Origin of the sequence: Halopseudomonas nanhaiensis (genome assembly GCF_020025155.1) — a bacterium.
In the GTDB taxonomy this organism is placed as follows: Bacteria; Pseudomonadota; Gammaproteobacteria; order Pseudomonadales; family Pseudomonadaceae; genus Halopseudomonas; species Halopseudomonas nanhaiensis.
The window spans coordinates 2,465,135-2,478,332 of sequence record NZ_CP073751.1; the positions used below are offsets into that span (position 1 = coordinate 2,465,135).

At 61.8% G+C, this 13,198-nt stretch carries 15 protein-coding genes and 1 pseudogene; 8 read left to right on the forward strand and 8 right to left on the reverse strand.

The annotated features are described in order from the left end of the window. Positions 1-91: 91 nt before the first annotated feature. The 6 genes and pseudogenes from rluB to KEM63_RS11085 form a co-directional block, all read right to left on the reverse strand. Positions 92-970, reverse strand: a pseudogene (gene rluB / locus KEM63_RS11060) (23S rRNA pseudouridine(2605) synthase RluB); the annotation flags it as partial. 79 nt (positions 971-1,049) lie between these two features. Next, complete coding sequence (gene scpB / locus KEM63_RS11065) at positions 1,050-1,829, reverse strand: SMC-Scp complex subunit ScpB (protein WP_223651633.1); 780 nt, start codon at positions 1,827-1,829, stop codon at positions 1,050-1,052. Next, positions 1,810-2,586, reverse strand: a complete 777-nt coding sequence (locus KEM63_RS11070) for a segregation and condensation protein A (RefSeq protein WP_223655863.1) — start codon at positions 2,584-2,586, stop codon at positions 1,810-1,812. Before KEM63_RS11070 ends, scpB begins: the two co-directional genes overlap by 20 nt. A gap of 124 nt (positions 2,587-2,710) precedes the next feature. Continuing rightward, complete coding sequence (locus KEM63_RS11075; protein ID WP_223651634.1) at positions 2,711-3,928, reverse strand: tryptophan--tRNA ligase; 1,218 nt, start codon at positions 3,926-3,928, stop codon at positions 2,711-2,713. 100 nt (positions 3,929-4,028) lie between these two features. Then, on the reverse strand, positions 4,029-4,673 hold the full coding sequence (locus KEM63_RS11080) for an L-threonylcarbamoyladenylate synthase (protein WP_223651635.1): 645 nt from the start codon (positions 4,671-4,673) through the stop codon (positions 4,029-4,031). 17 nt (positions 4,674-4,690) lie between these two features. Next, positions 4,691-5,554, reverse strand: a complete 864-nt coding sequence (locus tag KEM63_RS11085; RefSeq protein ID WP_223655864.1) for a PHP domain-containing protein — start codon at positions 5,552-5,554, stop codon at positions 4,691-4,693. A 117-nt stretch (positions 5,555-5,671) separates the two neighbouring features. Between KEM63_RS11085 and KEM63_RS11090 the strand changes: the two genes are divergently transcribed. From KEM63_RS11090 to KEM63_RS11110, 5 genes are all read left to right on the forward strand, one after another. Then, positions 5,672-5,974 carry a YciI family protein gene (locus KEM63_RS11090; protein ID WP_223651639.1) on the forward strand — a complete coding sequence of 101 codons (303 nt, stop codon included), beginning with the start codon at positions 5,672-5,674 and terminating at the stop codon, positions 5,972-5,974. A 14-nt stretch (positions 5,975-5,988) separates the two neighbouring features. Next, positions 5,989-6,420 carry an SH3 domain-containing protein gene (locus KEM63_RS11095; protein ID WP_223651641.1) on the forward strand — a complete coding sequence of 144 codons (432 nt, stop codon included), beginning with the start codon at positions 5,989-5,991 and terminating at the stop codon, positions 6,418-6,420. Beyond that, the gene (locus tag KEM63_RS11100) at positions 6,417-7,097 is read left to right on the forward strand and encodes a response regulator transcription factor (protein ID WP_223655865.1); all 681 of its coding nucleotides are present in this window, start codon (positions 6,417-6,419) and stop codon (positions 7,095-7,097) included. Before KEM63_RS11095 ends, KEM63_RS11100 begins: the two co-directional genes overlap by 4 nt. 119 nt (positions 7,098-7,216) lie before the next feature. Then, positions 7,217-7,552 carry a Spy/CpxP family protein refolding chaperone gene (locus KEM63_RS11105; RefSeq protein WP_223651643.1) on the forward strand — a complete coding sequence of 112 codons (336 nt, stop codon included), beginning with the start codon at positions 7,217-7,219 and terminating at the stop codon, positions 7,550-7,552. A 5-nt stretch (positions 7,553-7,557) separates the two neighbouring features. After that, positions 7,558-8,898 carry a sensor histidine kinase gene (locus tag KEM63_RS11110; protein WP_223651644.1) on the forward strand — a complete coding sequence of 447 codons (1,341 nt, stop codon included), beginning with the start codon at positions 7,558-7,560 and terminating at the stop codon, positions 8,896-8,898. On the opposite strand, the gene KEM63_RS11115 is transcribed toward KEM63_RS11110, so the two are convergent. Further along, positions 8,844-9,431: a nitroreductase family protein gene (locus KEM63_RS11115; protein WP_223651646.1), complete on the reverse strand. Its 588-nt coding sequence runs from the start codon at positions 9,429-9,431 to the stop codon at positions 8,844-8,846. The two genes, KEM63_RS11110 and KEM63_RS11115, sit on opposite strands and share 55 nt — an antisense overlap. Further along, positions 9,431-10,474: an AraC family transcriptional regulator gene (locus tag KEM63_RS11120; RefSeq protein WP_223651648.1), complete on the reverse strand. Its 1,044-nt coding sequence runs from the start codon at positions 10,472-10,474 to the stop codon at positions 9,431-9,433. Before KEM63_RS11120 ends, KEM63_RS11115 begins: the two co-directional genes overlap by 1 nt. A 184-nt stretch (positions 10,475-10,658) precedes the next feature. On the opposite strand from KEM63_RS11120, the gene KEM63_RS11125 reads away from it, so the two are divergent. The 3 genes from KEM63_RS11125 to KEM63_RS11135 all read left to right on the forward strand — a co-directional run bounded on the left by KEM63_RS11125 (position 10,659) and on the right by KEM63_RS11135 (position 13,196). Next, positions 10,659-10,994 carry an Mpo1-like protein gene (locus tag KEM63_RS11125; RefSeq protein WP_223651649.1) on the forward strand — a complete coding sequence of 112 codons (336 nt, stop codon included), beginning with the start codon at positions 10,659-10,661 and terminating at the stop codon, positions 10,992-10,994. 82 nt (positions 10,995-11,076) lie between these two features. Next, positions 11,077-11,661, forward strand: coding sequence for an HD domain-containing protein (locus tag KEM63_RS11130; protein WP_223651650.1), 585 nt, complete (start codon positions 11,077-11,079; stop codon positions 11,659-11,661). Positions 11,662-11,816: 155 nt separating this feature from the next. Continuing rightward, positions 11,817-13,196, forward strand: a complete 1,380-nt coding sequence (locus tag KEM63_RS11135) for an adenylate/guanylate cyclase domain-containing protein (RefSeq protein WP_223651651.1) — start codon at positions 11,817-11,819, stop codon at positions 13,194-13,196. The last annotated feature ends 2 nt before the right edge of the window (positions 13,197-13,198 follow it).

Genomic DNA, 13,198 nt, shown 5'->3' on the forward strand with positions numbered 1-13,198 from the left:
CCACCACTCAACGCATTTTTACAATTTTACCGACAGAAAATTGAACTTTCTGTCGGCGATCCAGTCCGAGAGCGCTTGCTCAGGAGCTCTGACGCGGCACTTTGGTACGCCTGACCGTACGCGCCTGATGCATGGAAGGTTTGCGCGCCTGTCGCTTGTGCTTTTCCTTCTCGTTCACGCTCATGACCGGCAACGCGATCGGCTCAAGGCCTACTTCCGCACTAAGCGTATCGATCTCGTTCTGTTTCATTTCGCGGTAGCGCCCGACGGGCAGCTCAGAACCGAGAAAGACTGGCCCGAAGCGGACCCGCTTGAGCCGGTTCACACGCACGCCCTGGGATTCCCACAAACGACGGACCTCGCGGTTGCGGCCTTCCATCAGACAGACGTGGTACCAGCGGTTGATACCCTCGCCGCCAGAGGAAACGATATCGGTGAAACGCGCCGGACCGTCGTCAAGCATCACGCCTTCCTTGAGCCGTTCGATCATTTCCTCATCGACCTCGCCCATCACGCGAACCGCATATTCCCGGTCCATCTGGTAGGAGGGATGCATCAGCCGGTTGGCCAGTTCGCCATCGGTGGTGAACAGCAGCAAGCCGCTGGTGTTTATATCGAGTCGGCCGATGTTGATCCAGCGCCCCTGCTTGAGCCGCGGGAGTTGCGCAAAGACGGTCGGACGGCCTTCAGGGTCGTCGCGGGTGCACACTTCACCTTCGGGCTTGTTGTAGATCAGGACGCGGCGGGATACTTCGCTGGCCAGATCACGGCGCAACGGACGTCCATCGACGCTGACCTGATCGAGACTGTCGATGCGGCAGCCAAGCGTGGCCGGCTGACCGTTGACGCTGACGCGTCCAGCCTGGATCCAGGATTCGACCTCACGGCGGGAGCCAAGCCCCATCCGGGCCAGGACCTTTTGCAGCTTTTCCCCGGATACAGGGACCATCGATTCATCTGAGTCTGTCATTGCAAGCACCTCCCGGCGTAATTCATGTGGGACAGAGGGCGGCAGGATAGCACCGGCCATGAACCAGCTCCAGCGGAGTTCAGGGCCGGTCGTCGTCCGATTCGAAGTCGTCCTCATCCGGGCCGTCGTCAGGCGTGTCCGGTTCGAGATCATCAAAGTCGGTTTTCAGGTTCGCTTCCATCGAATTGAGTTCCGCGAGCAGATTGTGGAAACTGCTTTCTCCAGCGGCCCGGTCCAGCGGGGCGAGCGGCTCGACGGGCATCCACGGCGTATTCCGATCTTCGGCGGCATCGACGCCCTCATCCTGCAACGCCAGCTCCGGTTCAAGCTGATCGAGGTCGCGGATGTCCGCCAAGGGTGGCAGCTCGTTGAGGCTACGCAAGTTGAAGTGATCGAGAAACTGTCTGGTCGTTGCGTACATCGCCGGCCGGCCTGGAACGTCGCGATGGCCAACCACCCGGACCCATTCGCGATCCAACAGCGTCTTGACGATGTGACTACTCACCGCCACACCCCGAATGTCCTCGATCTCGCCGCGGGTAATCGGCTGGCGATAGGCAATCAGGGCGAGCGTCTCGAGTAGCGCGCGGGAATAACGTTGGGGGCGCTCCTCCCACAGGCGGCTGACCCAGGGTGACATGGATTCGCGCACCTGCAGGCGCCACCCGCTGGCCGTTTCCTTCAGTTGGAAGGATCGATCGGCATAGGCCTCTCCCAACCGTGCCAGCGCAGTACGCAGCGTATCGTTGGAGGGCACCCGTTCTTCGTCGAACAGCTCGCGAAACTTGTCCAGCGACAGGGGCTTGCCGGCTGCCAGCATGGCGGCCTCAAGAATGTGTTCAAGCGGCGGCTGGTTCATCCTCTCCCCTCACCTTGACGTGAATCGGTGCCAGAAACTCTGTCTGCACCAGGTCGATTAATTGCTCCTTGACGAGTTCGAGCACTGCCATGAAGGTGACGACCACGCCCAGGCGGCCTTCCTCGACCGTGAACAGACTGACAAAGGGCACGAAGTGTCCGCCCTTGAGCCGATCGAGAATGTCGGCCATACGCTCGCGGGTCGACAGGAGTTCACGGGTAACCTGATGGCTTTCGAACATGTCTGCCCGACGCAGCACCTCGGACAACGCCAGCAGCAGCTCTTGCATGTCGACGTCCGGGTGGGCGCGCTGCGCCGGCGCTACCGGGGCCTCAGCGCTGGCCAGGTGCACGTCACGTCCGACCCGCGACAGGCTGTCGATATCCTCGGCGGCCTGCTTGAACCGCTCGTACTCCTGCAACCGCCGGATCAGCTCGGCGCGCGGATCGTGCTCCTCGTCCTCGTCTTCCTGATGCCTGGGCAGCAACAGGCGCGACTTGATCTCGGCCAGCATCGCGGCCATTACCAGGTATTCGGCAGCAAGCTCCAGCCGCACGACCTTCATCAGCTCGACATAACCCATGTACTGCCGCGTGATCTCGGCGACGGGGATGTCGAGAATGTCGATGTTCTGTTTGCGGATCAGATAGAGCAGCAGGTCGAGGGGACCTTCGAAGGCTTCGAGAAAGACCTCAAGCGCTTCCGGGGGAATGTAGAGGTCCTGCGGAATCTCGGTAACAGCCTGGCCATAGACCATGGCGAACGGCAGTTCCTGCTGCCTGCCGGGCTGGACCAGCGCCTGAGCAGTTGCCGCGGCCGCTACGGGATCCTCGATGACGGAATTTGCGGGGCGGTCCTGCTCTGGCTCGGTCATGATTGCGTTACTGGCGGTAGTGCAGGCCCATGGCCTGCCGAACTTCGGTCAGGGTATCGCGCGCAGCATCGCGCGCGCGCTCCGTACCCTCATTCAGGATCACATGCACAGCATCCGGGTTGGCTTCGTACTCCCGAGCCCGCTGCTGCATCGGCGCCAGCTCGGCGGCGATGGCATCGATCACCGGCTTCTTGCAGTCCAGGCAACCGATGCCAGCGGTACGACAACCCTGCCTGACCCAGTCGTGAGTCGCCTGATCGGTATAGACCTTGTGCAACTGGAACACCGGGCAGATCTCCGGCTCGCCCGGATCGGTACGGCGGACACGCGCCGGGTCGGTCGGCATCCGCCGGACCTTCTCGCTGACCTCGTCGGTCGTATCGCGCAGGGTGATGGTGTTGCCGTAGGACTTGGACATCTTCTGACCGTCCAGCCCTGGCATTTTCGAATCCGGCGTCAGCAGGGCCTGCGGCTCGGGGAGGATCACCTTGCCACCGCCTTCGAGGAAACCGAACAACCTTTCCTTGTCGCCCAGCGTAATGTTCTGCTGCTCCTTGAGCAGGGCCCGGGCAGTTTCCAGCGCTTCGGCGTCACCCTGCTCCTGATAGGCGCGGCGCAGGTTGGCGTACATCTTGGCCGCCTTCTTGCCCATCTTGTGCATGGCCGCTTCGGCCTTTTCCTCAAAGCCGATTTCCTTGCCATACAGATGGTTGAAGCGACGGGCGACCTCGCGCGTAATCTCCACGTGCGCGACCTGATCGGCACCTACCGGGACCAGTCCGGCACGGTAGATCAGAATGTCCGCGCTCTGCAGCAGGGGATAACCGAGGAAGCCGTAGGTAGCCAGGTCCATGTCCTTGAGCTTTTCCTGCTGATCCTTGTAGGTCGGTACGCGCTCAAGCCAGCTGACCGGGGTGACCATCGACAAAAGCAGGTGCAGCTCGGCATGCTCGGGCACCTGGGACTGAATGAACAGGGTCGAAGAGCCTCCACTGACTCCCGCGGCCAGCCAGTCGATGAGCATGTCCCATACGGCCTGCTCGATGCCCTGCGGGTTCTCGTAGTGAGTGGTCAGTGCATGCCAGTCGGCAGCAAAGAAGAAACACTCGTATTCATGTTGCAGCTTTACCCAGTTCTTCAGTACGCCGTGGTAGTGACCAAGGTGCAGGCGCCCGGTAGGACGCATGCCAGACAGAACACGACGCTGGGATTCAACGGAACTCAAAGGGAACTCCTGACAGAGATTGGACTGAGGCAACATACCAGTGATAAGCGGGCGATTATACCCGTATTGGCCGGGCCGTCAGCCGCTTCGCCATCTGCCCTCAGAAATCGTCGCGGGCAGGCGAACCTCCAAAGGGCTCCGGGTCGCCGAGGCCGACCCGAAGCACCTCGACATCGCCGTTCTCGAGACTGACGACGGTGGTTGGCTCCAGGTTGCACGCACCCCCGTCGATGATCAGGTCCAGCTGCTTGCCGAGCCGGTCATTGATGTCCTGCGGATCGTTCAGCGGCAGCTCGTCGCCAGGCAGCATCAGGGTAACGCTCATCATCGGCTCGCCCAGAGCTTCAAGTAGTGCAAGCGTGATCTGGTGATCGGGAATGCGCAGGCCAATGGTCCGCCGTTTGGGATGCATCAGGCGCCTGGGCACTTCGGTCGTGGCATTGAGAATGAAGGTATAGGGACCCGGAGTATTGGCCTTGAGCAGGCGGAACACGACGTTGTCGACCTTGGCATACACGCCCAGCTCCGACAGATCACGGCACACCAGCGTGAAGTTGTGCTTGTCATCGAGCTGACGCAGCCGCCGGATGCGCTCGAGCGCATTCTTGTCGCCGAGATGACAGCCCAGCGCGTAGGCTGAATCGGTCGGATAGGCGATCACCCCACCGGCGCGGATAATGTCCGCCGCCTGGCGTATCAGCCGCGGCTGAGGGTTGTCCGGATGAATACTGAAGAACTGGCTCACAATGCGTTTCCTTCGATCTAGGCCGTAGCCGCGGCAAAGCGCGGGTGATCCCACAGAGGGGTGCAGTCCGGCGGCATGGCGGTCATGCGTCCGAGCGCCATCCAGGGCGAGTCGGGATTATGAAAATCGCTGCCGCAGCTGGCCAGAAAGCCGAACTCACTCGACAGCTTGCCAAGATAGGCGACCTGATCAACCGGCTGCTGCCCATTGACCACTTCGATGCCCTGGCCGCCGGCCTCGGCGAAGTCGCGCAATAGCCGACGCAGCCGCTGCCGGGTGAAACCGTAGTGCCATGGATGCGCCATGACGGCCACCCCGCCAGCGGCACGCAATGTTCCCACGACTTCCGTCAGGCTTGGCCAATGCTGCTTGATGTCGCCGAGTTTTCCAGCACCCAGCCACTTACGAAACGCCTCGCCGCGATCCTGCACATGCCCGGCCTGTACCATCCAGTCGGCAAAATGCGGCCGGGCGGGCGGACTGCTCAGGTCGGAACCGGCGTCGCGCTGAACCTGCAGCGCCCCCTCGAGCGCGCCGGGCATGCGCTTGGCTGCAAGTTTGTCGGCTATCTGCTCGGCGCGCTTCCAGCGACCCAGCCGTACCCCTTCGATCGCTTCGAGCAACGACGCCGATTCGCCGTCGAAGCCATAGCCCAGTACATGCAGGGTGTGTCCCTGCCACTGGGCGGACAATTCGACGCCGTTGATCCAGCGCATTCCTCGGGCTTGCGCCGCGCACCGGGCCTCAGCCTGCCCGTCCAGACAGTCGTGATCGGTCAATGAAATCAGCTCGATGCCGGCATCCGCCGCGCGTGCCATCAGCTCGGCCGGCTGGAGCACGCCATCGGAGGCGGTACTGTGCATGTGCAGATCGGCAAGCAAATTGGACTCCAGGGCATTGTTACGCATGAATTTATTTGTCCATTATGGGCTGCGAACGCTGACAACGCCTAATCGAATGGCATAAGTTATCGACAGCACTCAAAACAAGGACTCGACATGTTCTACGCCATCATGGCTCGCGATGTACCGGACAGTCTCGCCAGGCGCGCCGACGCCCGCCCCGCACACCTCGAACGCCTGCAGACGCTGCAGGCGCAGGGCCGGCTCCTGCTGGCTGGCCCGCATCCAGCGATAGACAGCAACGACCCCGGAGCGGCAGGCTTCACCGGGAGTCTCGTGGTCGCCGAGTTCGAGTCCCTTGGCGCAGCGCAGAGCTGGGCCGATGCCGACCCCTATGTGAGCGCCGGCGTGTACGAGCACGTAACCGTCAAACCCTTCAAGCGCGTCTTTCCGGCCTGACAAGGAGTCAGTCGATGCACCACCACCGTTTGCTCGCATGCTCGCTATGTCTGTGTTTCGTCTCCTCTTTCGCGCTCGCGCAGACAGCAGCCGAAGCCCCTGCTCCGACCGAGTCGATTCCAGCTGGCGCAGAGCGGGTTGAGCAGTCCACCCCGCAGGACCTCGGGGTACTCCAGGAAGAGCTCGCGCGGGTCGAAGCCGAGCGTCAGCGCCTGGCGGATCAGCTGGCGGGCGGCAGCAGCGACCTGCTGCAGCAGGCCCGCGAAGAAAACCGCGCGCTGCGCGAGCAACTACAGGAAACCGATCTGCTTGCCGCTGTGCAGCGTGAAGAGCAGCGGCAGCGCTGGTTCATGATCGGCGGGGGCACAGTGGCGGGCTGTCTGCTGATCGGCTTCATTCTCGGTAGAACGGGCAGGAGGGGCCAGCGCAGGGAATGGCTCAATTGAGTGAGCACCCGCTGCTGATCATCGATGATGATCTCGAATTGTGCGATCTGCTGACTGCCTGGCTGTCGGACGAAGGTTTCTCGCTGCAGTGCGCTCACGATGGGCCCGGCGGACTGGAGGCTGCCCGTAGCGGCCAATTCGACGCCATTATCCTGGATGTGATGTTGCCGGGCATGAACGGGCTGGAAGTCCTTCGCACACTCCGCCAGACCAGCAATACGCCGCTGCTTATGCTCAGCGCGCGCGGCGAACCGATAGACCGGATTCTCGGTCTGGAACTCGGCGCCGATGACTACCTGCCCAAACCCTGCGATCCCCGTGAACTGGTGGCCCGCTTGCGTGCCCTGCTCCGCCGCAGCCACGGGCAGCCCGCCCCCAGCACGGTGCTGCAGGTGGGTGACCTGCGACTTGATCCGGAGTCGCTGCTGGCCTGGCTGGGTGACGATCCACTCGCACTGACGCAGACCGAAGCGCTGATCCTGCGGACCCTGATCGAGCGGCCCGGGCAGCTCATCGACCGCCAGGCGCTCTCCCGGCAGGCGCTGGGCAAATCGCTCGGCCCCCATGATCGTAGCCTGGACATGCACATGAGCAACCTGCGCCGCAAACTCGGCCTGCATGCCGACGGTCGGAACCGCATCCAGTCGGTCCGGGGGCGCGGCTACCTGTATAGCTGACGACGCGCTCTAGGCTTTACACAGTCTTTACCTACCCCGGACGCGCGCTGACACAGCAATGACTAGACTCCTCTAGGACTGACCGGATACGCCGGTCTGTATCGCAAGGAGATACACCCATGAAAAAGATCCTTATCTCGAGCGCCTTCGCGCTGGCTGCCGTCATGTCTGCACCAACAATGGCCGGTGCACATATGGACAAGGAACATGGCGAGAAACACATGCAACGCCTGACCGAGAAGCTCGATCTGACACCCGAGCAGCAGGAGCAGGTGAAGTCCATCTATAAAGAGCAGATGGAAAAGCACAAGGAAATCAAGGAAGAAGGCAAGAAGCGCATGAGCGAAGTGCTCAACGACGAACAGGAAAAGAAGCTGGAAGAGATGCACAAGGAACGCAAGGAAGAGATGAAGAAGAAGTACGGCGAGAAGCATCAGTCGCACGATAGCAACTGATTGCAATGCGGCTGTTCTGGAAAGTCTTTGCCGTTCTCTGGCTGGCCACATTGCTGGTCGGTGGCTCGGGCTTTCTGGTCAGCCGCGCTCTTCAGCAGGACTGGCTCCTGCTGCAGTTTCACCCGCAACTGCGTGACTTCGCCGAAGGCGTGGTCACCCGCTATGAACGCGAGGGAGCCGCCGCGGCCCAGCAATGGCTCGAAGAACAGCGCCGCGAGTATCGACTGCGCGCTCAGCTGTATGACCAGTCCAACGTCGCGCTCCTGGCTGGTACGCTGCCCAACTCCAACCGGTTCGGGCTCGACCATGCTCCGGCAGAAGGGGAACAGCGGCCACGGCACGGCCGCCTGTTTCAGCTGGCCTGGAACTCCGGAACCGTTGATTACCAACTGATGGTTTATGTCCCGCCGCCTACCCTGTTTCGCTGGCAACGCACCCCTTTCGCGCTGATCGCCAACGTCGTCCTGGCCATGGCGGTGCTGGCGATCATCAGCCTGTTGCTCAGCCGCTATCTGACGCGCCCTCTGCAACGTCTTGGCAGGGCAGCGCAGGCGCTTGGGCATGGCAGATTCGAACAAGCGTCTCTCGCGGGCGTCGTCGAGCGTCGTGATGAGATCGGCGACCTCTCGCGCAGCTTCCAGAGCATGGCTGGTCGTGTGCAAAGCCTGCTCGACAGTCAACAGCAACTGATGCGGGATATCTCCCACGAGCTGCGATCGCCGCTGGCGCGTCTGCGGATAGGGCTGGCAATCGGCAGCAAGCAGCGACCCGCCGAAGATGATCCGCTATGGCCGCGACTTGATCGCGAGTGCACGCGGCTCGATCACCTGATCGATGACATTCTTACCCTGAGCCGGCTGGATACACAGGATGCACCCGCACAGCCGGTGGAACTGGATACGCTCGTAGCGGCGACGGTAGACGACGCCCGCTTTGCTGCCGATCAGCAGCGAATCGAACTGGACGGGACGACCGGTTGCCGCATCGATGGGTGGGAAGATCAACTGGCCAGCGCTCTGGATAACCTGCTGCGCAATGCGCTGCGTTTTTCCCCGGCTGAAGGGCTCATTGCAGTCAGCCTGAGGCGAAGCGGCAACCGCTGCGAAATCCTGATTCGCGACCGCGGGCCTGGTGTCCCGGAAGACTGGCTGGGCAGGCTCGGCGAGCCGTTTGCGCGGGTAGCCGGGCAGCCGCCGGACAGTGGTCATGGGCTCGGGCTGGCCATTGCCCGCAGGGCCATTGCCCGCCACAACGGTAGTTTGAGTTTCACCAACGCGCCTGGCGGGGGGCTTCAGGTACGGGTGGCGCTACCCTGCGGCGGTGGCCAGGTAACGAAGAAATCCTGAGGATCCAGCTCCGGCACACGCTTCAACTCGCCCGCAGGATGCCCGACATAGAGAAACGCTGCGATCGCTTCGTTGGGTGCCAGTCCCAGCCCCTGCATGACGATCGGGTCGTAGGCCAGATCGCCCGTGCGCCACACGCAGCCAAGCCCCAGCGCGTGCGCCGCCACCAGCATGTTGCTGACGGCCGCCGCACACGCCATGTCCTGCTCGATAGCCGGTACCTTGGGGTGCTCGGTATGCGCACAGATCGCCACGATCAGCAGCGGAGCGCGCAACGGCAGCCCCTGATAGCGCGTCAGCACGTCCTCGGACAGGTCGCCGTCTGTCTTGGCCAGCGCCGCACGACCGAACAGCTCGCCAAGCGCCAACAGGCCGTCGCCTTCCACCACCAGAAATCGCCAGGGGCGCAGGTAGGCATGATCGGGCGCGCGCAGGGCGGCGCGATACATGGCCTGGCGCTGCTCTGCGGTAGGCGCAGGGCCGACCAGGCGAGGAACCGATACACGCTGGTGCAGAGCATCTAGCGCATCCATCACTTCACCTCATTCGTGCCGGGTTCCCCGCGCGTCTTGAGTTGCTCACGGTACTGGCCCGGAGGCATACCGAACCAGCGCTTGAACGCGCGGAAAAAGTTGCTCGGATCGGCAAAACCCAGCAGATACGCGACCTCCAGCAACGTCAGCTGCGGCTGGCCGAGATACTGCAGCGCGAGTTCACGGCGCGTCTCGTCAAGCAGCTGCTGAAAACTGTTGCCTTCTTCCTGCAGCCGCCGCTGGAGGGTGCGGGTACTCATCCGCAGCGCGCTGGCGACTGCCAGACGCTTGGGCTCACCCTGCGGCAGCAGGCGACACAGCACCTGGCGCGCCTGGTGCGTGACCCGTGACTGCTCGAACCGTGCCAGATACTCCCCTGCAAGCCGGTCGTGCACCTGCGCCAGCGCGGCGTTGCCGGTCGCCAGCGGCGCCTCCATCACCTCACGGGAGAAGCTCAGGCTGTAGCGCGGCGCATCGAATACCAGCGGGCAACCGAACAGCGCCTCGTACGGGCCGGTGTCTGCCGGTTGTGGATAGACGAAACTGGCCTGCAACGGAATCAGCTGCTGCCCGGTCATCCAGCGACAGAAGGCGATGGCATAGGCCATCACCGCGTCATGACTCTGCGCCGCAGCCGGAAGGGTGTCGCCATGGATGGCCAGTTCGAGACGGTAGTGGTCCGGCTGCGGCTGCAGGGCAATGTCGGCTGCTTCGCCGATGATGCGCTGGTAACGGACAATGCGCAGAAAGCCTTCACGCAGGCTGCTGCTGGACATCAGTGAAAAGGCCACGACGTTGAAATGTGCCGGGCGGATAACCCGCGCCATGTTCAAACCGATCGCCGGATTCCCCGAGCGGCTGACCGCACGCTGCCAGAGGCGGGTCATTTGATCCTGCGGTATGCGCGCATCGGGGTCGTCGAGCAGCAAGGGATCGAGTTGCAACTCGCTGAACATCTCACGCCCATCGAGCCCGCCGAGTGCCAGCGCCTGGACGATGGCGTTGGCCCAGCTCGACGATGTGGTGCGTTCGGTGTTCGACATGAGTTTCCCGGCACGCAACCGTGGCTGCGGCACAATTTATCGTTATTTCAATGGCCTGGATGATAGGCCGAGCCTCGCTCCGCACACAAGGGCAAGGCTTTGGCCGCGCTGGTCATGGCATCTCGATTCGCCTCCACTATAGTTGAATGAAGTCATAGCTCATTCCTACCACGTGAGGCACGCCATGCAGGACTCATCAACGCTGGAGCAGCCGGCGCCGAAGACCTTCGCATCTTTCGAAGAGTTCTACCCTTTCTATCTGGCCGAGCATGCCAACGACACCAGCCGCCGGCTGCACTACATCGGCAGCATGCTGGTGTTGACCATCCTCGCCTACGCCCTGATCACGCAGAGCTGGACCTGGTTGCTGGTCCTGCCAGTGGCGGGCTACGGATTCGCCTGGGTAGGCCACTTTTTCTTCGAAAAGAACAAGCCGGCCACCTTCAAGTATCCGCTGTACAGTTTCATGGGCGACTGGGTGATGCTGCGCGATGCTCTCACCGGACGTATCCGTTTCTGAGGCGATTGTCAGCACTGCGACAGTCGCAGCGGCCGCGACGCTCTATAGTTCTCTGATAAAGCCGAACAAGAGGAGATGAGCCATGAGTGAAGAACGCGCACAATTCCGCGCCATGCAGGAAGGCACCCCTGAAGACTGGAACATCATTTCCGGCCACTTCAAGGCGTTCTCCAAGGGCCTGCCCGAGCGCATCATGACTCACCTCAAGCTGCTTGACGGCGATTACGGCGGATTCCCCATCGATCGCCTGGAGCATTCGCTGCAGACAGCTACCCGCGCTCACCGCGACGGTCGCGATGAAGAGTACGTGGTGTGCGCCCTGTTGCATGACATCGGCGACACGCTGGGCTCATTCAATCATCCGGATGTCGCTGCGGCCATTCTCAAGCCGTTCGTCTCCGAAGAGAACCTGTGGATGGTCGAGAAGCACGGCGTGTTCCAGGGTTATTACTTCTTTCACCATCTGGGCATGGATCGGCATCTGCGCGAGCAGTTCAAGGATCATCCGCTGTATCAGTACACCGCCGAATTCTGCGCCAAGTACGATGCACCGGCCTTTGATCCGGACTACAAGTCCGAGCCACTGGAGTTCTTCGAGCCGATGATGCGTCGCGTATTCGCGCGCCCGCGCAATTCGATCTACAAGGCGGTTCAGGAAGCCTCCTGATTCGCCTCGAGACTTTCCCCTCGAAGGCACAAGGATTATGATCGGTCGGGATTCTCACCTGGCCGATCAGATCCCAGAGCTTCGCTGCAGCAAGTTCGCCCATAACAAAGACTGATCAGCCATGGCCGCCCGTCTGGCCAAGGAAACTGCTGATCATGAGCCTCAACACCCGACTCACGCCTGTTCGACCGCCGCTGGAAGGCCATTATTCGCGCGTCATGGCTTATCTGTGCGTCGCCTTCACCTTCCTGGCTATGTGCTATGACCACGGTCTCACGCCGCTCAACCTCGGCGTGGTTGCCTACTCGCTGGTCTATCCGCACCTGACCCGCCTTGCGACAGACAGGCTGGCTTCCCTGCAAGGCCTGTCGAGTCGTCTCGCCCTGCTGGTGCTCGACGGGCTGCACACCGGCGTGTTCATCACCCTGGTCGGCTTCAGTCTGGTGCCGACCATGGTGTTTCTGCTGTTGATCAGCTTCGCCAGCATCATCATCGGCGGCCCGCTGTACATGCTGGCTGCCTGGCTCATTACACTGGCCGGGCTCTCGCTTGCTTCGGTTGTGCTCACTCCCGACCCGGTGCTGGCTACGTCGCCGCTGGTAGCCTTTGCCAGTTTGCTTGGCGGCGGTGCGTTCACTGTGGTGGTAGCGGCATTCGTATACCGTCAGGGAAGAAGTCTGGAGCTGGCTCAGAAGAAGATCCAGGCCGATCAGGAAAAGACCAGCAGACTCGCCAGCAACCTCTCCAAGTACCTTTCGCCACAGGTGTGGGAATCGATCTTTTCGGGCCAGCAGACCGTCACGCTGGAAACCCGTCGCAAGAAGCTTACGGTGTTCTTTTCGGACATCCGCGGCTTCACCGAGCTCGCAGAGGAAATGGAAGCCGAGGCGCTGACTGATTTGCTCAACAACTATCTGAACGAGATGTCGCGCATCGCCCTGCAATATGGCGGCACGATCGACAAGTTCATCGGTGACAGTGTCATGGTGTTCTTCGGTGACCCGGTCAGTCAGGGCGCCAAGCAGGATGCGGAAGCGGCGGTCTCGATGGCCATCGCCATGCGCAAGCACATGAAGGTACTGCGCCAGCAGTGGCGTAGCCAGGGCATTACCAAACCACTCGAAATTCGCATGGGTCTGAGCACGGGTTACTGCACGGTCGGCAACTTCGGTGCCGATAACCGCATGGACTACACCATCATCGGTCGCGAAGTGAATCTTGCCAGCCGACTGGAATCGGCAGCCGAGGCCGGCGAGATCCTCATCCCTCACGAGACCTATTCGCTGATCAAGGATCTGATCATGTGCCGCGACAAGGGCCAGGTGGCCGTGAAGGGCTTCTCCAAGCCGGTGCAGATCTATCAGGTGGTCGGACTCCGTCGCGATCTCGGCGCTGCCCCGACCTTCATCGAGCGCGAGCTGCCCGGCTTCTCGATGTATCTGGATACCAATCACATTCGCAACTACGACAAGGACGAGGTGGTCAAGGCGCTGGAGCAGGCCGCGCGCAAGTTGCGCGACAAGGTGATCATCTAGCC

Coding starts and splice junctions, on each gene's coding strand:
- scpB (WP_223651633.1), bottom strand. CDS start 1,829: ATGAACCAGCCGCCGCTTGAACACATTCTTGAGGCCGCCATGCTGGCA.
- KEM63_RS11070 (WP_223655863.1), bottom strand. CDS start 2,586: ATGGTCTATGGCCAGGCTGTTACCGAGATTCCGCAGGACCTCTACATT.
- KEM63_RS11090 (WP_223651639.1), top strand. CDS start 5,672: ATGTTCTACGCCATCATGGCTCGCGATGTACCGGACAGTCTCGCCAGG.
- KEM63_RS11095 (WP_223651641.1), top strand. CDS start 5,989: ATGCACCACCACCGTTTGCTCGCATGCTCGCTATGTCTGTGTTTCGTC.
- KEM63_RS11105 (WP_223651643.1), top strand. CDS start 7,217: ATGAAAAAGATCCTTATCTCGAGCGCCTTCGCGCTGGCTGCCGTCATG.
- KEM63_RS11110 (WP_223651644.1), top strand. CDS start 7,558: ATGCGGCTGTTCTGGAAAGTCTTTGCCGTTCTCTGGCTGGCCACATTG.
- KEM63_RS11115 (WP_223651646.1), bottom strand. CDS start 9,431: ATGGATGCGCTAGATGCTCTGCACCAGCGTGTATCGGTTCCTCGCCTG.
- KEM63_RS11120 (WP_223651648.1), bottom strand. CDS start 10,474: ATGTCGAACACCGAACGCACCACATCGTCGAGCTGGGCCAACGCCATC.
- KEM63_RS11125 (WP_223651649.1), top strand. CDS start 10,659: ATGCAGGACTCATCAACGCTGGAGCAGCCGGCGCCGAAGACCTTCGCA.
- KEM63_RS11130 (WP_223651650.1), top strand. CDS start 11,077: ATGAGTGAAGAACGCGCACAATTCCGCGCCATGCAGGAAGGCACCCCT.
- KEM63_RS11135 (WP_223651651.1), top strand. CDS start 11,817: ATGAGCCTCAACACCCGACTCACGCCTGTTCGACCGCCGCTGGAAGGC.